This window comes from Rhizobium sp. CG4, assembly GCF_023701965.1.
Classification (GTDB): Bacteria; Pseudomonadota; Alphaproteobacteria; order Rhizobiales; family Rhizobiaceae; genus Agrobacterium.
This window is the reverse complement of the sequence record NZ_JABAEG010000007.1, coordinates 26,624-45,624: the sequence shown is the minus strand read 5'-3', so window position 1 is coordinate 45,624 and position 19,001 is coordinate 26,624. Positions and strand designations below refer to the sequence as shown.

Annotated in this window: 18 protein-coding genes; 15 read left to right on the top strand and 3 right to left on the bottom strand. The window is 51.5% G+C overall.

From position 1 onward, the window contains the following. Positions 1-347 precede the first annotated feature (347 nt). Positions 348-848, bottom strand: a complete 501-nt coding sequence (locus HGO37_RS18745; protein ID WP_250984653.1) for a cupin domain-containing protein — start codon at positions 846-848, stop codon at positions 348-350. A gap of 412 nt (positions 849-1,260) precedes the next feature. Here HGO37_RS18745 and HGO37_RS18740 point away from each other — a divergent pair, with 412 nt between their 5' ends. From HGO37_RS18740 to HGO37_RS18720, 6 genes are all read left to right on the top strand, one after another. Next, the gene (locus tag HGO37_RS18740; protein WP_192490156.1) at positions 1,261-2,037 is read left to right on the top strand and encodes an alpha/beta fold hydrolase; all 777 of its coding nucleotides are present in this window, start codon (positions 1,261-1,263) and stop codon (positions 2,035-2,037) included. Between the two features lie 250 nt (positions 2,038-2,287). Further along, complete coding sequence (locus tag HGO37_RS18735; RefSeq protein ID WP_250984652.1) at positions 2,288-3,496, top strand: cytochrome P450; 1,209 nt, start codon at positions 2,288-2,290, stop codon at positions 3,494-3,496. 250 nt (positions 3,497-3,746) lie between these two features. Next, the gene (locus HGO37_RS26530) at positions 3,747-4,295 is read left to right on the top strand and encodes a DUF1127 domain-containing protein (protein ID WP_352230583.1); all 549 of its coding nucleotides are present in this window, start codon (positions 3,747-3,749) and stop codon (positions 4,293-4,295) included. Positions 4,296-4,387: 92 nt separating this feature from the next. Further along, positions 4,388-4,951: a cytochrome c gene (locus tag HGO37_RS18730; protein WP_250984651.1), complete on the top strand. Its 564-nt coding sequence runs from the start codon at positions 4,388-4,390 to the stop codon at positions 4,949-4,951. 294 nt (positions 4,952-5,245) lie between these two features. Next, positions 5,246-6,055 (top strand): alpha/beta fold hydrolase, encoded by an 810-nt coding sequence (locus tag HGO37_RS18725; protein WP_250984650.1) that lies wholly within the window; start codon positions 5,246-5,248, stop codon positions 6,053-6,055. A gap of 192 nt (positions 6,056-6,247) precedes the next feature. After that, positions 6,248-6,634: a hypothetical protein gene (locus tag HGO37_RS18720; protein ID WP_250984649.1), complete on the top strand. Its 387-nt coding sequence runs from the start codon at positions 6,248-6,250 to the stop codon at positions 6,632-6,634. Between the two features lie 174 nt (positions 6,635-6,808). On the opposite strand, the gene HGO37_RS18715 is transcribed toward HGO37_RS18720, so the two are convergent. Continuing rightward, positions 6,809-7,339, bottom strand: a complete 531-nt coding sequence (locus HGO37_RS18715) for a cysteine dioxygenase (RefSeq protein WP_250984648.1) — start codon at positions 7,337-7,339, stop codon at positions 6,809-6,811. A gap of 336 nt (positions 7,340-7,675) precedes the next feature. Between HGO37_RS18715 and HGO37_RS18710 the strand changes: the two genes are divergently transcribed. The 6 genes from HGO37_RS18710 (at position 7,676) to HGO37_RS18685 (ending at position 15,070) form a co-directional block, all read left to right on the top strand. Further along, positions 7,676-8,395 (top strand): phosphatase PAP2 family protein, encoded by a 720-nt coding sequence (locus tag HGO37_RS18710; RefSeq protein WP_250984647.1) that lies wholly within the window; start codon positions 7,676-7,678, stop codon positions 8,393-8,395. 137 nt (positions 8,396-8,532) lie between these two features. Further along, the gene (locus HGO37_RS18705; RefSeq protein ID WP_250984646.1) at positions 8,533-9,561 is read left to right on the top strand and encodes a cytochrome-c peroxidase; all 1,029 of its coding nucleotides are present in this window, start codon (positions 8,533-8,535) and stop codon (positions 9,559-9,561) included. Further along, positions 9,518-12,043, top strand: a complete 2,526-nt coding sequence (locus HGO37_RS18700; protein ID WP_250984645.1) for a two-component system VirA-like sensor kinase — start codon at positions 9,518-9,520, stop codon at positions 12,041-12,043. The genes HGO37_RS18705 and HGO37_RS18700 overlap by 44 nt, the downstream gene beginning before the upstream one ends. Before the next feature lie 800 nt (positions 12,044-12,843). Beyond that, positions 12,844-13,584: a response regulator gene (locus tag HGO37_RS18695; RefSeq protein ID WP_352230582.1), complete on the top strand. Its 741-nt coding sequence runs from the start codon at positions 12,844-12,846 to the stop codon at positions 13,582-13,584. A 257-nt stretch (positions 13,585-13,841) separates the two neighbouring features. Next, on the top strand, positions 13,842-14,702 hold the full coding sequence (locus HGO37_RS18690) for a DODA-type extradiol aromatic ring-opening family dioxygenase (protein WP_250984644.1): 861 nt from the start codon (positions 13,842-13,844) through the stop codon (positions 14,700-14,702). Continuing rightward, entirely contained in the window at positions 14,699-15,070 is a 372-nt protein-coding gene (locus HGO37_RS18685) for a hypothetical protein (protein ID WP_250984643.1), read from the top strand. The genes HGO37_RS18690 and HGO37_RS18685 overlap by 4 nt, the downstream gene beginning before the upstream one ends. A 23-nt stretch (positions 15,071-15,093) precedes the next feature. Here the strand turns inward: HGO37_RS18685 and HGO37_RS18680 are convergent, their stop codons facing one another. Continuing rightward, positions 15,094-16,173 (bottom strand): helix-turn-helix domain-containing protein, encoded by a 1,080-nt coding sequence (locus HGO37_RS18680; protein WP_192490168.1) that lies wholly within the window; start codon positions 16,171-16,173, stop codon positions 15,094-15,096. A 175-nt stretch (positions 16,174-16,348) separates the two neighbouring features. Here HGO37_RS18680 and HGO37_RS18675 point away from each other — a divergent pair, with 175 nt between their 5' ends. From HGO37_RS18675 to HGO37_RS18665, 3 genes are all read left to right on the top strand, one after another. Beyond that, complete coding sequence (locus HGO37_RS18675) at positions 16,349-16,594, top strand: hypothetical protein (RefSeq protein ID WP_250984642.1); 246 nt, start codon at positions 16,349-16,351, stop codon at positions 16,592-16,594. An 80-nt stretch (positions 16,595-16,674) separates the two neighbouring features. Then, positions 16,675-17,841, top strand: coding sequence for a M20 aminoacylase family protein (locus HGO37_RS18670; protein WP_250984641.1), 1,167 nt, complete (start codon positions 16,675-16,677; stop codon positions 17,839-17,841). Positions 17,842-18,150: 309 nt separating this feature from the next. After that, the gene (locus HGO37_RS18665; RefSeq protein ID WP_192490156.1) at positions 18,151-18,927 is read left to right on the top strand and encodes an alpha/beta fold hydrolase; all 777 of its coding nucleotides are present in this window, start codon (positions 18,151-18,153) and stop codon (positions 18,925-18,927) included. Positions 18,928-19,001: the final 74 nt, after the last annotated feature.

Here is a 19,001-nt window from a genome sequence, read left to right as displayed (position 1 = left end):
AAAAAAGCCTGGTTGCCCAGGCTTAAGTTCGAGGTATAACCTCTAGGGGAACAGGATCACTGGATGTCTATACAGATCACCTGATGCTCAATTACGTTTGCGAGGCGCTTGAAGCAAACGTTTAGTAGCTTCAAGTGTAACCTTCCTGTTGTATATGTAAGAGTCGTCTTGCCGACGCTTCAGTCTTCGATGCGCTGCTGCCACCAAAATGGGGCGAGGGTGCATGAGAATGCCAGTTGCGGGCAAGCTGATCAGCGTTAATAGGTGCTTTGAGCCGCTTAAATACATGCCCTATAAGGCAATGTTGAAAATGGACCGATCTCAGCCAGCCCATTTATTGTAGGGGATCATAGGCTTGGACGAGGTGACATAACAGAATAAATGTTATCGAAAGGTGGTGGGCTGACAATCGCGGAACCACCGTTTTCTGTCGGCTCACTCGTGGCTGACAAATAGCTGTCTTTCGCTAAACTGATGAGCCCAAATGCCTTGTCGTTGTGTCCCTGTGAAAAAACGATTAGCATCCTGGCAATATTGTCTGACAGATTGCACCATGCATGTGGTGCGCCACGCTTTACCGTTGCAGAGTTCCCCGCTGACAATACAAGGTTCTGGTCGCCATTTGTGAGGTGAATACTGCCTTCAAGAACAATGAAGTGCTCCTCCTCGTTGGCATGAGTGTGAACGGGTACACCGTTACGGGACTCCGCAGTAACTTCGATCATCGTGTAAAGGCCTTCGGTCATCGCGACAGAGGTACGGATTGTAAATCGTTCACCGGGCGTCACCTCCCACCACTCACCATCATCGCCAGGGCGTTTGGATACCATTTTTAAGGACGCATGCATTCGATTTTCCTTTCGAGTATTGCATGACACTGCGTCACGCTCATTCCGGTGTTGAAATGTCGGCATTGCGTTCCGGTTACAAAACTTGCCCATAACGTTTCCATTGAAACCGGTTGCCAAGGCATGTGACCGTTGACTGTGGCCGCGAATGTACTGTTCCGGCCTCAGCGACACCGTGTCGGGTGTCCTTGAATGTAGTGTCGATTGCTGCCGCTACAGGTCAGGCGACCATTCGAAAAATAATGCGTGAGTGCCGCTTTTGTTTGAAATCGTTTCCTGAGAACCTTTGGCTGGAGCGGCAACGCGAACCAATTCACACAGTTCTCGAAAAAAGGAGTTGACTGAGATGGCGATGTCTGGTTTTATATAGTTATCGCGATAATAGTTATCGCATAACAACGGAGTGATGCAGATGACCGACAACAAATTCCTCACAGCTGCCGCCGCTATCGCTATCGCCGCCGCAGGACATGCAACTTCAGTATCAGCAGCCCAGCCCGTCAAGAATGTCGTCCTCGTCCACGGTGCATTCGCAGACGGTTCGGGATGGCGCGGCGTTTACGATCAGCTCACCCAGCGTGGCTACAAGGTAACGATTGTCCAGAACCCCCTGACTTCTCTTGACGACGATGTTGCCGCGACAAACCGCGCACTCGACCGTCAGGACGGCCCAACCATTCTTGTCGGTCACTCCTGGGGCGGTACCGTCATCACGGAGGCAGGCATTCACGCCAATGTCGCTGGCCTGGTGTATGTGTCGGCCCTGTCTCCAGATGCTGGTGAAACGACCGGCCAGCAATATGAGGGTTTTGCCCCAGCCTCCGAATTTGTGATCGACAAGGCCGATGACGGCTTCGGTTTTGTCAGCCCCGAGAAATTCAAAGCCGGGTTTGCCCATGATGTCAGTGATGAAGATGCTGCCTTCATGCGAGACTCCCAGGTTCCTATCAATCTGGAGGTGTTTGGCACAAAGCTCAAAAATGCTGCCTGGCGCACCAAGCCCAGCTGGGCTGTCATTGCCACGGAAGACAAGGCCTTTGATCAGGCGATGCTCATTCACATGGCTGAGCGGATCAAGGCGAAGATCACCAAGGTCTCAGCCAGCCATGCGCTGTTCATGACACAGCCAAAGGTTGTCGCAGACACGATCGATGAGGCCGCCAAGACAATCCAGAACAAAGCCAACTGACAACAACAAAGCAAACTGACAACAGAAACATCAAGCGAGTGCAAAAATGCACTCGCTTGAAAACACCAATGCAACATTTTTCAGACTGACGCGCTCCACGATCCATGATCTGCCACCGCTAAACTGAGAGCTCGAGCCAAGTTCAGCATAATGAACTCATGTCAAATGCAATGAGATTCAGGCGTCCTTGTAATGATCAAAAAGTAATGCCGGATCAGAAGGGTGGCCCCTCTCACCTAAGGATCTACATTTGACATATTATTCGATGATGCCAACTCCGCCAGTCCTTACCTACGCCGAACTTAACTCCCGACCCCACCAAATCTTTGCAGAATATCGTGCAAACATGCCGTTCCTGAAGCGGGAGGATGGAGCATATCTACTTTTACGCGGGGAAGATGTTCAACGTTTCGTCAAGGACCCACGCACCAAACAGATTGAAACTGAATATTTGAGCGCTCGTGGAATAACCGGCGGACCGATTCTGGAGTTTCTGTCGAAAAGCATGTTGTTTTCGAACGGTGACGTACATCGCCGACGACGTCAGCCAATGACCAAGTGTTTCTCTTTCCGAATGATGGAGGCCCTACGGCCCAAAGTACGAGTTTTGGCAGGAAATCTGCTATCCAAACATTTGCGCGAAGATGGATTGAAATTGCGCGATGAATTTGCGGCTCAAATACCGGCTATCACAATTGCTGCGATACTTGGGATTCCCGCGTCGGATGTCCAGCATTTCACCGCATTGGTTTATCAGGTGTCCAGGGTGCTGACCACGTCTTGGACTGACCAGGACGTACCGGAAATGGAATCAGCAACTGCCATTTTCATATCGTATTGCGAAGAGTTGATCGCGGAACGCCGCAAGTCGCCGAACGACGATTTTATTTCCGAATACGTTGCTAACGTGGATAGAGAGGGCGAGCTTTCACCTTCTGAGGCAGTCATGCAACTCGCTAGCGTGATCTTGGGTGGAACAGATACCACACGTGCGGCAATCGTTATTCAAACCGGATTGCTGCTAGGACAATCCGACATCTGGCTGCGATTGAAAGAGGATCGCCGCCTTATTGTACCTGCTGTCGCAGAGTGCTTGCGACTGGAGCCCGCTGTGGGATCGATCCCACGCCTCGCAGTGGAGGATATAGAAATTGCCGGCCACGTAATACCGCGTGGAAGCATGCTTATCTTGTCCACCATGTCAGCTCTGCGTGATCCCTGCGTCTTTCCTGAGCCGGATGTGTTTTCACTCGAGCGCAATCGACCACGATGGCATCCTGTTTATGGCGACGGCGAGCATCGTTGCCTTGGACAAGCCTTAGCGCAAATAGAACTGGAAGAAGCATTGGGTGCCTTACTCGATTGCATGCAGGAGTTGCGCTTGGGGGATGCGTCGTTGCGCGTCACTGGACATGCAGGCATCAGAAACGTCGACGAATTGATCGTCAGCCCCGCTTAAAGCGTATCGCTATAAAGTTGAGTAGGATCAACACTGTGAAGACAGGCGCACTTTCTGCAAGTGCGCCTGTCCTGTTTTCAAGGACGTCCAGAATACACCTTTAAAAGACGGCGCCTCGCGTCAAATCAAGCGCAAATTGTTCGGCGGCACATGCGATTACGTCTGTAATCGAGTTGTCTGATATCGCAATCTTGCAACAAATACAGATCGGCAATGTCAAGCGATCAAAACCGCTTGGAGCGCCCTATTGATGAACACGAACTCTCGCAACGAAGCACTGTACGGTCGCAGATCTATTTGGTCTCACTGTGCAAAACGACTGACGCAGACTCTTACAGCACCACTGTCTTGGTGGAATTTTCAGCGCAAAATTCGCCGTCAAATCGAGCAGTTGCGGTTACTCGATGACCATATTCTTCGCGACTTGGGCATGAGCCGTCAAGAAATTAGCTGTCTCGGCCTGCCTTTAGAGGATGCCGGGAAAGTGAGGCGTGTTGACCACCCTTGGCTGGCTGAACGGCAAAATAGAGCGAGGCGCTCTTTTTCAGAAGACGATTTCTCCGGTGTCGGCCACGAGACGGGCTTGGTTGGGTCGGTTCGTACTAACGAGCGTGCTGGAAGTCATAGCGACCAGCATTTAGACCCCGCTCACGTGTCTCGTCCGTCTCTCTGTTTCCGTTTCTTTTCCCTTTTTGGCCCGGCGGCCTGTCTGGTTTATCCCGTGTCTGTCTCTGCGCGAGATGCAGATGGACGGGGTGGCGAAAATCCCTCCATTTCGCGGCGACAAGGTCGTGAATAGGCGGTTGTCCGATTTATCCGTCCCAATCGGCTAGCGTCCAGCCAGCCACAACGCCTCACTGGCTGTGTTTTTCGACCAGCACTTTGATCCATATGACAAGAGATATCAAACCGATGAAATTACCCAGCTTCTTCACCTTTTTCAGCTCTTGCGCCAGCGTGTGCGTGCTAACGACATGTTTTGCGGGGATTGCTGGAGCGACAGACAAACTAAACCAACAGTTGGTGAGCCGTGGTTACTATCTCTCTCAGCTTGGTAATTGCGAGCACTGTCATACGCCCGGGCATTTTCTAGGCAAACGTGATCAAAGCAAAACACTGTCTGGGTCCGACGTTGGTTTCTGGGACCCCAATCTCGGCACCGTGATCGGCCCTAACATAACACCTGATGATGAGACGGGAATCGGCACCTGGACCCCACAGGACATTAGACTGGCCCTTACAACAGGGGAGCGTCCCGATGGCCGACTTCTGTCTCCGGTCATGCCGTGGGCTGATTTAGCTCAACTGCAAGAACCCGATATTCTCGCGCTTGTGGAATATCTGAAATCTCTCAAGCCGGTGAAAAACAAGGTGCCCGGGCCATTTGGCCGCGCGGAGGCAGTTCCCGTTCCCACGCTACGGTTGGTGCCTCCTGATAAAGTAAAGCAGCAGTAGTGATCTGCGAAGTGAGACCAACACGTGTGACTGGCCGGCTTAGTTTAGTCCAACTCAAGTCTGCCAAACACGCGTGTCCGCGCCTTGGGTCAACTCGCGTGGATGTCATCCTTCAGGACGGGGGTAAGCACACTGAGCCTTATCGTATTTCAAGAGATCCATGGCTTTCAGTTGTAACCAGATTTTCGGAATCCGAAACAGCGAAGCCAAGCCTTCATCGTACAACTTCCTCCAATGAAAAGAAGTTCAGACGGATTACCCGCATAACAATTCAACGCATGAGAGCAGGCTGACATGTTTGATACCGTAATTCAGAACGTAGATACCTCGCATGGCAATCTTGTCGCCGAGATGACACTTGGCAAGGGTTTGGACGTCGTCCTGATCCACGGCAACTCTTCTTGCCGCAGGGTTTTTCACCGACAGTTAAATTGCCACCTTGGCCGAGACCATCGTTTGATCTGCATAGATTTGCCCGGGCACGGTCAGTCTGATGACGCTGAGGTCAAGGAGAGAACATATCCGTTACCCGGCCTCGCAGACGCGTGCATTGAACTTCTTGAAAAGCTGGATCTTAAAAGACCCGTCCTTGTTGGCTGGTCTTTAGGCGGACACGTTGCAATCGAAGTAGCAGCGCGTTCGTACCCACTCCGCGGGCTGTTTCTCACAGGTACGCCACCAGTAGGGCCCGATATATCGGAAGGTTTCAGCGGCGGTCTGCTGAAGGGTCTGGCATCTCGGGGAAAGTTCACCGAACTGGAGGCGATGCAGTTCGTGAACAGAGTTTTCGGCGATGAAGCAACGTACCAACTGGAGCAGGCGGCGATGAGAACAGATTTCAGTTTCCGGACAATCCTGTTCTCCGCTGCGCGAATTACGGAGAAAAGCAATCAGCGCGCCATTGTGAGTTCGACAACCATTCCCACAGCCATTGTCAATGGCGCTGACGATCCGATCATTAACCTGGATTACGTTGATAGCGTGCCTTATTCAAAACTATGGAAGGGTACGTGCTTTCGTATTCCGCGGGCCGGGCATGCCCCGTTTCTCCAGAACAGCGAAGAGTTTAATGGCTATCTGGAAAGATTTCTCGAAGACATCTGAGCTGTCTTAGCCGACTGCAAGATCAGCAAACATATCCACATTGATAGGGTTCGCGATCCCAGCGGCGTGACGCCAAGCGCCTGCGTAACGGCGGCTCGGCTTAAGCTTGATTGTGCGCCCCAGGACAATTCCTGACTTCACCCCCACAGCACTACCTGAATACCAAACCTTTATTTCAAAGGAGAAATCCGCATGCAAGATTACCGCGAAGAAGCCAGCTCAAAACCTCACAGCAGCCATCTCCATCTGGTAAGCGTTCGATCTGAAGATGAACTGCGCAGGCCGCGGTTTCGGACGGAAGTTAACGATCCGCACTATACACAAACCGCTGAGAGCATCATCGCCATACTGGGTGAACCGTCGTTTAAACCAACTGAGCCAATTGTGATGTCTCAGCATGTTGATGAAACTGCAACAACGGCTTCAGGCAGTGAGACGGCAGTTGAAAACAGTGTAGAAGACGTTTGGTTCAATGGCATTTTTCCCCTAATCCTCTTGCTCGCTCTCAGCATAATTCACATTACCATCTTTTCCGTTCTCCTGCAGTCTGCACCACTCTATCCGGACTGGTATCCTTGAGCGGTGACGTGACGATCTGTTGAGCGCAGGGCGGGGATCGTACAACCTCAACGGCACAGCCGAATGAGTGAAAAGCCGGTTAACGGGCGTACCTAGCTGTTAACCTGTCCAGTGAGGTCCATCGGGGACCTGTTGGATGTCGTGGGCTGGGCGGAGTTACAACAGCGCATACTCTCAATCATAGACAGCTACATATTCAGCTCTGATTGAACTGGCGTGCAGATTATGGTCATAACCATAAATGTGAATGGAGACTACGTCTTCTTCACTATTGTTCGCCATCAAATGTATATTGGGTCCGCTGGGCAATAAACAGTCAATGAAGCCGGACCTGCGGACGACGCGTTCAGTTTCCTTCACCTTCAGATAATCGAGAGATACGTAGCGTACCTCGGTGAGCGATCCTGCAACGACGCCAAAGCAGCAGGAGCAATGATGATCATGAATGGGCGTGCTGGAACCAGGGGACCATGTCATCGCCCAGATGCTTATCTTTCCGTCCCCGAATAACAGGTTGCGTGCGTAACCGCCGCCCACTGTTTTAAGCTCAATGCCATTCAGAAGGCCAGGTTGTTCAATAATCATTTGCAGCGTTTGCCTTGAGGATTCGAGGTATTGGTTCAACAAAGCGTTTGATCGAGCTCCTAATCCACCCAAAAGTGTCTGCATGGTAGGGGCATGTACAAGATTTGAATTCACGGGCATGAAAATTCTCCATTTATGGGCAAAATGCGAGATATTTATTCTAAATAAAATTGATATGAGAGCATTTATATCCAGATCTTTCTGGCTGGCTCAACATGAATTGCCCTACAATTGTAATGATCAATACGCCCGCTGCTGGATGAAGCGGTGCCCCTTTGATGCGCGAATGTTTACCCGGCGCGTCGCAGTCTCATATTTCAAGTGTAATGATTTTTCACCTCACCGACATAATGCTGAAGTTCAAAAGTCTGAAACGCATTGCGGCCTTGCGGTCGTGAATCACACGTGATGCGACATGCATTTCTAGCCCATCGTATAATTAAGGCTTGAGAACCCATGGTGTTGAAATCCGTAAAATGGCTGTCCGGCCTATCAACAGATACCAGTAAAGACAGTCCGCAAATTCCGTCCTCGCGTAAAGCCAGAATAACTAGGGCTTGCATCGTGGTCATCACATTTGGAACTGTGGCTTTTTTGGACGAGGCCGTCGTGATGGCCGCTCGAGAAACGCCAGCAATCGTTAAGGTTTTTTTTCAGGATCTGACTGAATTTACCGAACCGACAAACCTATTGTCCGCAATCGCGACGTTACTCGTTCTCACAACGCTTTTCGCATTCGTCGTGAGACGTAGTTTGGCTTCAGCATTTGCAAAACTTCTTGGTTTTGTTCTAGTCAGCGGCGTATTTGCACTGTTAGTCGCCATCATTGCGAAAGTATCCATTGGCAGGGCTCGTCCAACGACGTTGGCAGTGCCCGATATGTTTTTCTTCAGCCCATTTTCTGTTTCGCGGGCCTTTGAATCGTTTCCATCCGCCCAAGCTGCCCTTTCTGGCGCCGTTTGTTACTGCATCGTCTCGAGGTTGCCCGGGTGGCGGGGAGCTGCTGTCGGGATGATGGTCGTTATTGCCTTGTCACGTGTTGTTACTGAACAACATTGGCCCACCGACGTACTCGGCGGCTGTATCTTAGGTTGGCTGTGCGCGGCGATCATTTCGCCGCTCTTTTTCAAGCACCCGTCGCTCACCCATAAACCCCAATCAGACATGCATAGATGACGTAAAAAATGAATAAATTGATACTTGTGAAATAATTGAAATTTGATATCCTTACTTGCAGCTTAGGAGGCTAGTCCGTCTTGGGTGATGAGCCTGATTGTCATTTCAAAGTTGAGCCGTAGGGAGCGAAACGCTGTATGGATGAAGTACGCCGTCGCTTCCCGGAAAAACGGTACGTCCAACCTCTGGCGATGGCGGCTGTAATATCGTGCAGTGTTGTCACGACATTTGCGGCGAGCCTAGAGCCTTATCCGGGCCATCAGGAGGCTTTGGCGCCGCTGCCGCCTCCGCCGGTTCTTGATGCAAGTAAGATTTCGCTTGGCCGACGTCTCTTTCACGATCCTGTTCTGTCGGGGCAGAATGCGATGTCATGCAGTACCTGTCACAATCTGCAAACAGGTGGCACGATCCGTCTTTCCAGAACGGTTGGATACCAGGGGAAAGTGCACCAGTTCAACGCTCCCACGATATTTAACGTAGGCAACAATTACCGGTTGGGTTGGCGGGGCAGGTTTACGTCTTTAGCGGCGCAGAACGAGACCATTCTTCATGATCCAAATCTGATGGCGATTGAATGGCCTGATTTGCTTTCAAGGCTCAATGGGCAAAAAAGTTACATCGAGGTTTTTACGGCGCAATATGGACGGCAGGCAGACCGCGAAAACGTTCTAGATGCTCTGGTGGCATACCAGCTGTCACTCGTTACCCCGGATTCGTCGTTTGATCAGTACCTTGAAGGTAATCAACAGGCTCTTTCTCCTATCCAGAAACAGGGCCTGAAATTGTTTATGGAGTATGGCTGCGTGTCTTGTCATCAAGGCTCCAACGTCGGTGGCAACATGTTCCAGATATTTGGCGTTTTCGGGGATCCGGATGCGCGCTCCTTGCATGAGCCTGAAGATCTGGAAAAGCGGCTCCAGCGCCACGATAAAGAAGAAAACGTCTTTCGCGTGCCAAGTCTGCGCAACGTGGAGGTCACCGGGCCTTACTTTCATGATGGTCGAACCGAAACGTTGAGGGAGGCGATCGCAATCATGGGGGAGAGCCAGTTAGGTCGCCAGCTCAACGACGAAGATATTGCAGCTTTAGAAGCTTTCCTGAAAAGTTTGACCGGGGTTTATAATGGTAAGCGTCTCTCGACGGCTGTCACTGACGAGTCTCGGTGAAATCCTCCCAATCGGGATCCTGACGATATCGGCAATCATTCTGGCGCTTGTAGTAGCAGGCAGAGATCCCGGCCGTGCTGTCCATGAAGCCGTTATGCAGAACTTGAGGGCAGTTGATGTCAATCATGCGTCTTTGCAGCGCGACGTGCTGCGCGCCAGAGCAGGATTATTGCCGTCATATGACGCGCTCGTCCATTCTGTTTCAAATCTCAGGCGTACCATTAGCGAACTTACCGAGCTTCTGAAAACCCCGCCCTTCAATGATGACGACGAATTACACCAGCTGCTGACGGACTTGGCAAAAGGCATAGATTCAGATGAGGTCTTGGTTGAAGGGTTCAAGACACGCAACGCTCTTTTGCAAAACTCGATTAGTGTGTTTGGCCAGACACTGACGACTTTACACGAATCCGACAACGAGGTGGTTAAACGTGCGCTGGCTCGTGCAAGCGACCTTGGAAACCTCATGATGCGGTTTTCAACAAGGCCTGACGAAAGCCTCCAGTCCCTGATCCAGGCAAGGCTGTCCCACTTGCCCGAATTCGACACCGCAGCTCCGGTCTTGAAAAGTTTTGGCACCGTGATTGTGCACGCAAAGATGATCCTGGCCGTGTTGCCGCGGGTTGACTCCAAGATCGCAGCTATTCAGGCATCGCCAACACCACTGCGTGCGGAAAAACTTCAGTCAAAGTACGTTAGCATTGCGGCCGATGCGTCGTCGCGAGCGTCTACCAGCCGCATTATGCTGGGGATCATAGCGTCCTTTCTGTCTGTCTATATTTGTGTTCTTGTCTATCGACTTCGTGCACAAACGACCCGTCTGAAGCGACGACTGCACTATGAGCAAGTCATAGCGGATATCAAAGACGATATGGTTGATTGCTGTCCTACAAGATTCCCTGACTTCATGGATCGCGCTCTGGCCCGTATCTCAACCATATTTGGTGCTCATCGCGCCAGTTTTGCCATCTACAACTCCGATCGGTCCGAACTGAGAGACGCACACCAGTTTCCAGACAGCAGTGAAAGCAGGGCTATCCTGAAGGATTTCACCCGCAATCATATTCGCCAGAAAGGCGCTCCGACATTTCGCTTCTACGACAAGACTTCCTGCTGCCATTCTATGAGATTGGGCAACCTCTTTGATGTCCGCGACAGGAACATTTGCCATCTGGTTGTTGGCGCTGAAGTGGGTGAACAGGACATTGCGGTACTTGTTCTTGCGCTCGACAATGCACGCGCGCACTTCACGACAGATGAGATGCACCTGTTGCTGGCGACATTAAAGACCTTCATGGAATTCATCGAGACAATTAAGGGACGGCAGGAGCGCGACGGGCTCGAAACGCGGCTGCAGCACGCACAACGCCTTGAGGCCGTCGGGACTTTGGCTGGAGGCATTGCGCACGAATTCAACAACGTCCTCGGTGCTATCCTCGGATACGGTGAGATGGCAGTTCAGCTTCTTAGAAAACCGTCAGCGACACGCAATTATGTCGAGGAAATACTCAAGAGCGGGGCGCGGGCGAAACATATCGTGGATCAGATTTTGACTTTCAGCCGCAAGCGCGAGCGGATTGTCAAACCATTTGACGTTGCTGATGCCATTGCCGACATCCTGCCTCTCCTGCAGGTTACCTTGGGCAACAAGGTTGTGCTGGACTGGTACCTTTGCCAAACGTCAGCCGTTATCGAAGGCAATCCGGTGGAGATCCACCAGTTGGCTATGAACTTGTGCAAAAATGCCAGTCAGGCATCGGCTCGTGGGCAAAGAGTGAAAATCGAGGTTCAAACTTTTGATGTCGCTCGCACAAAGGCTTTGTCCCATGGCGAAATTGCGCCAGGTGCATATGTCTGCCTTTCGGTCAAAGATGAGGGGCCTGGTATCCCAGAACATGTAATGCCCCATATATTTGAGCCATTTTTTACGACGAATTCCAGTTCTGGTGGTTCGGGTCTTGGCCTTTCTGCCGTCCACGGAATAGTCAGTGCTTTGGGTGGTTGCATCAACGTGGAAAGTGAAAGCGCCAAAGGCACAGAGTTTTCGCTTTATTTTCCGTCCACAGTCAAAGCGCCGCTACCGATAGACAGTTTCTTTAATGAGCGCGCGGTGCCGACCGGAAATGGGGAGCAGGTGATTATTGTTGAGGAGGACAAGATGCTGCGGGAACTCTATGAGGAGAAGGTCGCCGCATTAGGCTACGAGCCGATTGGTTACACCGACATGGTCGATTTGCGCAGGGAGCTTGATCGCGGTATGCGTGCCGATCTCGCTATTTTCAATCAAAAATGCGTTATCGCCAAGGCTGATCTTGGTCATATGGAAACTCTGTTTGGGCAGGGGAGAATGTTGTTGCTGGGCGACAGAACCCTCGAACTTACCCCGGAACTTTCTCACCTGCGATCGCGGATATTGAAAACCCCGTTCAGTTCCGCTTCGTTGGCAAATGCCATTTTCGACAGTCTGACCCGTCCCATATGACACGGTACTTAATATTGTCTGGCAGCCATGGTCATCAATGACTGAGCCTTAAAGCCTGTGCCGCTCAAACTGGCTTTCAACAAAACACATCCTCTTCGTCGCATGGTGTTTCATGGATTTATGAAGCCACGGAAGGATATATTTTGGTCCTTTCAGTGGCTTAGCTATTGCCCTTATAGTTGCCTGTCGATGCTTCGAACAAAAACATTACTAAATGTCTGCTTCTTGGATGGGCATTTATTTGCGGTCCCCTAACATCAGTTAGCTTTGGCTACCCCCTCGAAAAAAGCGCCAAACTCAAAAATCAGCCATCAGTTAACAGGCCATCGCTCACAGTCTCGGTCTCAACGGTCCTTGGCTGGGACCTCTTTGCAATGTTGCATTTGCAATCCTTCACCAGCTTCCGGACATGAACACGAAACTCGGGGCTATTCATAGGGAGAGCACATACCCCGCCCAAAAATATCGCTGCGGAACGCAAAACTAGGACAATTAATAACTTCAAGGGCGCTTTACAAAATGATAAAATTGATACAAATGATATTTACGGTAATTTCAACCTTCGATAGACGTAGCTTTTTGATAGGTCAAAAAAGGAAACTCAAAGTGTATGATTTGCTGAAACGCCTCTCGGGCCACTGCCATCAAATGGCTTGCGGGTCTGCAAGGGAGGAAGATCTGATAGTGGGTACGTCCCCGTCAAAACAATCCGTCCCGAACCGAAGACCCATGGACTGCAACGTTTTAGGTCGAGACGAGCAATTAGCCGTCATTTGCCTTGCGGAGATTGGAGCCGCGCCGTGAAACACATATTGGTGATAGACGACGATTCCGCCATGCGCAGCTTGTTGAAGGACTACCTGTCGCAACACGCCTTTAGGGTAACTGTTCTCAGCGGAAGCCAGGACCTTGCCAGAGTTCTGAGCACGGACCCGATTGACCTAATCATCGTCGATCTGAATTTGGGAAACGAAGACGGTCTCGACATTGTTCGAAAGCTATCAAGCACGTCTGATTATCCGATTATAATCATAAGCGGAGATAGGCTTGAAGAGGCCGACAAAGTCGTTGGGCTGGAACTGGGAGCTGTCGACTACATCACTAAGCCCTTCGGCACGCGGGAGTTGTTGGCACGCGTTCGCTCATCATTACGAGAAAAACCTGCCATAGAAGTCAAGAAAGACAAGAAGATATATTCATTTAACGAATGGGAGCTCAACATCAAGCTTCGTAAGCTGATGTATTGCGGCGAACAAGAAGTGAAACTGACGGCAGGTGAGTTCAACCTTTTAACAGCTTTTCTGCGATCGCCGCGTCAGGTCCTGTCACGTGAGCAGCTCCTTTCGGCAAGCCGAATTTACAATGAAGAAGTGTTCGATAGGAGTATCGACGTTCTGATCCTGAGATTACGCCGAAAGCTGGAGAAGGATCCTTCACAGCCAGCATTAATCAAGACGGAAAGGGGCGCCGGTTACATGTTTGATGCGGACGTAACCGCGACGTACAGAGGCGCGGCCAGCAGGATGGTCGGCAGAGCTTAGGTTGTCGCTCCGTGCAGTGTCATGAAGCGATCAAGGACAAGGGTGTCCTCGAAATACGGCGCGCGGCTATCTCCGCGCGTCCCGACAAACTGTTACACCCGAAACAGAAACATGCATATCTGAAACAACCGCGAAAGCATTCCTGCCTAAGAAAGCTGATGCAAACCTCATAGTTCGGGTAGGTTAAATCGCACTAGCATTCTCAATGCTTCAGTCTGGCCCGACTTAACCCTATCTGTTTATTTAGGAGCAGGGCATTGGCTAAACTAGTTGCCACACTGGCATCCACTCACCACCCATTTTATCTTAGAGCGACCACAGCGCCTGCTGAGGAGCAGATGCCTCAGGCGCCGGAATGGAGACTCAAAGTTGAAGCGTATCGCGAGACTTTGGCACGCGCGCAGCCTGATATCCTCGTCATGGTCGGATCTGACCATTTTCATCAGATTTTTCTGGATAATTGTCCCCAATTTCTGATCGGGAAGGCTCCAAGGTATGACGCGACATTTTATAACGAAGAGCGCGAATTTGGCCTGCCGAAATACATGTTGCAGGGCGATGAGGCTATGTCGGCGTTCATGCACACGTCATTGCTTGATCAGAACTTTGACTTTGCATTCTCCAATGAATTGAAAATCGACCACTCGATCGTTTGCCCGATCATTACTTTACGGCCCCAAAACGACCTGCCCATTGTGCCAATTTACACCAATATCTTTGCACCACCCTTGCCGTCAGTCAGACGGTTTTATGACCTTGGCCTGGCTATTCGCCGAGCGATTGAGGGCTTTCCATCTTCGAAAAGGGTCGCAGCAATCGGTACCGGCCATCTTTCCCTAGAGTTGGGCGGACCTCGTCAATTCATGGAGACGGGACCGGATCCGGTATTTGACCGGCAAGCTATTGAGTGGCTTCGTACTGGTGATGTCGAAGCAATACTTCGAAATGTCAGCCACGAGAGTATGGAAAAAAGCGGAAACGCGACGCACGGTTTTCTAAATTTTATACTGATGCTGGGGGTCGCTGGTGCGGAATGTGCTGATTACGTCGACAATCTCGATCTGTTTCACACAATGGAAGCATATTTTACCTGGTATCCAAAGGAGCCTGCCGCGTGAGCAAATATTTCGTCAACAAGTTTCTCTTCATGGTGGACCGAGATCCCGCATTGTTGCGGCAGTATACCATCGATCCACATGGCCTTGTCGCACGTTGGGAACAAACGATCGGTGCGACTCTGCTGTCAAATTCAGCAGAGGAATCGACAATTATGAGCTTGACGGTAGATGAGCGCAATGCGCTCACTGCACATGACTTCGTGGCTTTGTTTGAGATGGGAGCACATTTCTTTCTCAATCTCACTCTTTTCATAGGCATCTACGACGAGCCATATGCCGCTAGGTCAGGACCGCTATCATTTCATCGGGAATTTGCGGGTAAGCTGGCGCATTGGCAGGGCCACTCCTACCCATCCGTGGCCACGTAAGCGCTGCCGACGTGTGTGTCCTCTCAGATGGCAGAATACGCGTTTTGCTCTTCACGTTGTTGGGCGCGAACGCGAATTAAGTTGGTAGTTGCCTCGGCGATAGTTGTCAGCGCTTCGAACTCAGAAGGGGCCAAGGTACGCGGTACAACGTCGATGACGCATATTGAGCCAAGCGCAAAGTCGAATTTGTCGCGAACGGGAGCGCCCGCGTAAAATCGAAAGCCAAATGGCGCTGCAAGCGCCGGATTGCCCTCGAATATCTCAACTCTCGACAGGTCTTCTATCACCGTAAATTTGTTTGCCATGAGCGTACTGTTACAGAATGCCCAGTCTCGAGGGGTCTGTTCTCCTTCAAACCCTATTCGCGATTTGAACCACTGTGCGTCCTTGGTGATCAAAGTGAACATTGCGACAGGAGCATGTGTGACGTCGGCTGCCAGGCGTACAAGGCGATCAAAGCTCGTGTCGGGTGGCGATTGAAGCAACTCGGACTGCTTCACTGCCTCCAGACGCGCACGTTCATTCCAGGGCGTCGGAAAGCCGGCGGACAAATTATCAGCTGGCTTGGTCGATCGCAGATAATCCACGACCGCTGCGCTCATCTGCGAGACGTCGCTCGACATCTTCACTTGTACGCGCCGGGACATCCGCGTCGCTGGATGATTAACGTCGGCTTCGGTTGCACTGACGATAAGCGTTTGTCTGTAGCGAACATCGTTGCCGAGCGCGGTTATGAGCCGCTTTCGATCAGGTTCATCTGCGTTTTCAACGATAATCAGCATAGGAGGGATGACCGCGATCAACTTGGACAAGGCCTCGACATCTTCCACGACATCCAGGAGCAAGCCTGATCCTGGAAGGCCGGTCAGCTGCCAGTGGGCACCGCGACCTTGAGCTGCGACAACCACACCCCGGGCTGAAACGCGAATATCATCGGAATGGGGATCATCAATCAGATCCAGAACTGCCTGTCGGGGAATTCGTCTGTGTCCGCCTGGTGTTTTCCAAGACGGCAATTGACCGCTTTCCACCCATAACTGGGCAGTTCGCACAGAAACACCTAATAACTCCGCGGCGTCCGCCGTAGTCAGAATATCTTTCACGCACTTACCCACTAATTGAACATTAGATATAGTAAAATATGGAAAATATGCAAGAAGTGTTGGAATTGGCAATCTATTCCATTTGTAATCAACACACCCATCGCTGATACGAAAGCGAAACCTCACCTCGCCAACCTGCAGGCTTCTAAAGCGGCCTATAGGCGGGAGATTTGTCATGAAGTTGAGTGTTTCTTCAGGAACCATTTCGCGGCTTAGCCCGCTGTACTCTGCGCTTCTCAAGGGCGCCAGCAGAGCGTTTTCGTTTCTCAAACAAATCGTCGGTATCGGTAGTGTAGCCTACTACTTTTCTCCTTATTACCCGTGGCCTGACGAGGGCGATTTTCTGCATTTGCAAGTCGACGGCCGCCTGACGGACGGTGAAGACAAGGTGGCCCCATTAGAGCCAGATCACACCGACTGACCACCCGGCTCGAATGTGCTGGTGGCGAACGTGCGACCAGCATGGCGGTCTATCATTATTCAAGACATAGGATTTTCAAGATGCTGCTTGCGCACGGTATTGGTGAGATGGGTGATGACGTGATTGCCTGGCGGCGTCATCTCCACCAGAACCCGGAACTTCTCTACGACGTCCATGCGACTGCCCGTTTCATCACTGACAAACTCTCGCAATTCGGTTGCGATGTGATTGAGACTGGTATCGGCGAAACCGGGGTTGTGGGCCTAGTCAAAGGAACGTTGGGCGAGGGGCCGGTCATCGGGTTGCGGGCAGATATGGATGCCCTGCCGATCCTTGAGCGAAGCGGCAAATCCTGGGCGTCGAAGATATCCGGTCGTGCGCATTCCTGCGGGCACGATGGTCACATGGCCATGCTCCTTGGAGCCACTCGATACCTCAGTGGAACGCGCAATTTCCGAGGTGCAGTGGCTGTTATCTTTCAGCCAGCGGAGGAAGGTGGGGCTGGGGCGCTTGCCATGGTCAAGGACGGGCTCATGGAGAGGTTTGACATAGAACGTGTGTTTGGGATGCATAACGAGCCCATGCTTCCTGTTGGATATTTTGCAATCCGGGCAGGAGCAATTCTGGCTGCTGCCGACACTTTCGATATCGTTGTTCACGGTCGTGGCGGGCATGCTGGTCAACCACATCTTTCAATTGATCCCATTGTGGTCGCCTCCCACCTTGTCATCGCGCTCCAGACTATCGTGTCGCGCGAAACCGAACCATCCGATGCGCTGGTGATTACGGTCGCATCCATTCAAGGGGGGAATGCCCATAACGTCATCCCGAACACAGTGAGATTGACTGGGACCGTGAGAACGTTGAGCGCTGGAATGCGCGCATTTGCGGAAAGGAGGCTGAAGGATGTGACGCGGTTAACGACAAGCATCTTTGGGGCCACAGCAGACGTCTCTTATAACCATGGTTATCCCGTAACATTCAACCATGAGAAGGAGACCGAGATCGCTCTAGAGGTGGCAAAACTGGTCGTTGGCGAAAAGGCGGTAGCGTCTGACATCAAGCCCCGCATGGCAGCAGAAGACTTCGCCTATATGCTGGAAAGCAGACCGGGTGCTTTCATAATCATAGGAAACGGCGATACGCCAGGATTACATAATCCCGCCTATGATTTTAACGATGACGCCATCCCATTCGGCGTGAGTTACTGGGTTCGTCTCGTTGAGACAATTCTCTCCCAACGATGAATGACCGCGTGGTGGCGCAGCACAATATTCCGCTGACTTTCGAGGCAGGTGGCTTGGCGCACGCGTATGCCCATGTTTGATTGAATAGATGGCATTACTGCGAACACCACCCAACTATTTGGAAAGCCGCGGTTTTCCTTAGTCGTTGACGACAAAACAAAAATAAGGTGCAGCGGTAACACCATAACCAGCCGCACTTGCGAGCGCCAATAAACCCATCTCGAAAAAAAGGAGTTGACTGAGATGGCGATGTCTGGTTTTATATAGTTATCGCGATAATAGTTATCGCATAACAACGGAGTGATGCAGATGACCGACAACAAATTCCTCACAGCTGCCGCCGCTATCGCTATCGCCGCCGCAGGACATGCAACTTCAGTATCAGCAGCCCAGCCCGTCAAGAATGTCGTCCTCGTCCACGGTGCATTCGCAGACGGTTCGGGATGGCGCGGCGTTTACGATCAGCTCACCCAGCGTGGCTACAAGGTAACGATTGTCCAGAACCCCCTGACTTCTCTTGACGACGATGTTGCCGCGACAAACCGCGCACTCGACCGTCAGGACGGCCCAACCATTCTTGTCGGTCACTCCTGGGGCGGTACCGTCATCACGGAGGCAGGCATTCACGCCAATGTCGCTGGCCTGGTGTATGTGTCGGCCCTGTCTCCAGATGCTGGTGAAACGACCGGCCAGCAATATGAGGGTTTTGCCCCAGCCTCCGAATTTGTGATCGACAAGGCCGATGACGGCTTCGGTTTTGTCAGCCCCGAGAAATTCAAAGCCGGGTTTGCCCATGATGTCAGTGATGAAGATGCTGCCTTCATGCGAGACTCCCAGGTTCCTATCAATCTGGAGGTGTTTGGCACAAAGCTCAAAAATGCTGCCTGGCGCACCAAGCCCAGCTGGGCTGTCATTGCCACGGAAGACAAGGCCTTTGATCAGGCGATGCTCATTCACATGGCTGAGCGGATCAAGGCGAAGATCACCAAGGTCTCAGCCAGCCATGCGCTGTTCATGACACAGCCAAAGGTTGTCGCAGACACGATCGATGAGGCCGCCAAGACAATCCAGAACAAAGCCAACTGACAACAACAAAGCAAACTGACAACAGAAACATCAAGCGAGTGCAAAAATGCACTCGCTTGAAAACACCAATGCAT

Coding starts and splice junctions, on each gene's coding strand:
- HGO37_RS26530 (WP_352230583.1), top strand. CDS start 3,747: ATGAACACGAACTCTCGCAACGAAGCACTGTACGGTCGCAGATCTATT.
- HGO37_RS18745 (WP_250984653.1), bottom strand. CDS start 848: ATGCATGCGTCCTTAAAAATGGTATCCAAACGCCCTGGCGATGATGGT.
- HGO37_RS18715 (WP_250984648.1), bottom strand. CDS start 7,339: ATGCCCGTGAATTCAAATCTTGTACATGCCCCTACCATGCAGACACTT.
- HGO37_RS18665 (WP_192490156.1), top strand. CDS start 18,151: ATGACCGACAACAAATTCCTCACAGCTGCCGCCGCTATCGCTATCGCC.
- HGO37_RS18705 (WP_250984646.1), top strand. CDS start 8,533: ATGGATGAAGTACGCCGTCGCTTCCCGGAAAAACGGTACGTCCAACCT.
- HGO37_RS18720 (WP_250984649.1), top strand. CDS start 6,248: ATGCAAGATTACCGCGAAGAAGCCAGCTCAAAACCTCACAGCAGCCAT.
- HGO37_RS18710 (WP_250984647.1), top strand. CDS start 7,676: ATGGTGTTGAAATCCGTAAAATGGCTGTCCGGCCTATCAACAGATACC.
- HGO37_RS18675 (WP_250984642.1), top strand. CDS start 16,349: ATGAAGTTGAGTGTTTCTTCAGGAACCATTTCGCGGCTTAGCCCGCTG.
- HGO37_RS18725 (WP_250984650.1), top strand. CDS start 5,246: ATGTTTGATACCGTAATTCAGAACGTAGATACCTCGCATGGCAATCTT.
- HGO37_RS18740 (WP_192490156.1), top strand. CDS start 1,261: ATGACCGACAACAAATTCCTCACAGCTGCCGCCGCTATCGCTATCGCC.
- HGO37_RS18700 (WP_250984645.1), top strand. CDS start 9,518: ATGGTAAGCGTCTCTCGACGGCTGTCACTGACGAGTCTCGGTGAAATC.
- HGO37_RS18730 (WP_250984651.1), top strand. CDS start 4,388: ATGACAAGAGATATCAAACCGATGAAATTACCCAGCTTCTTCACCTTT.
- HGO37_RS18670 (WP_250984641.1), top strand. CDS start 16,675: ATGCTGCTTGCGCACGGTATTGGTGAGATGGGTGATGACGTGATTGCC.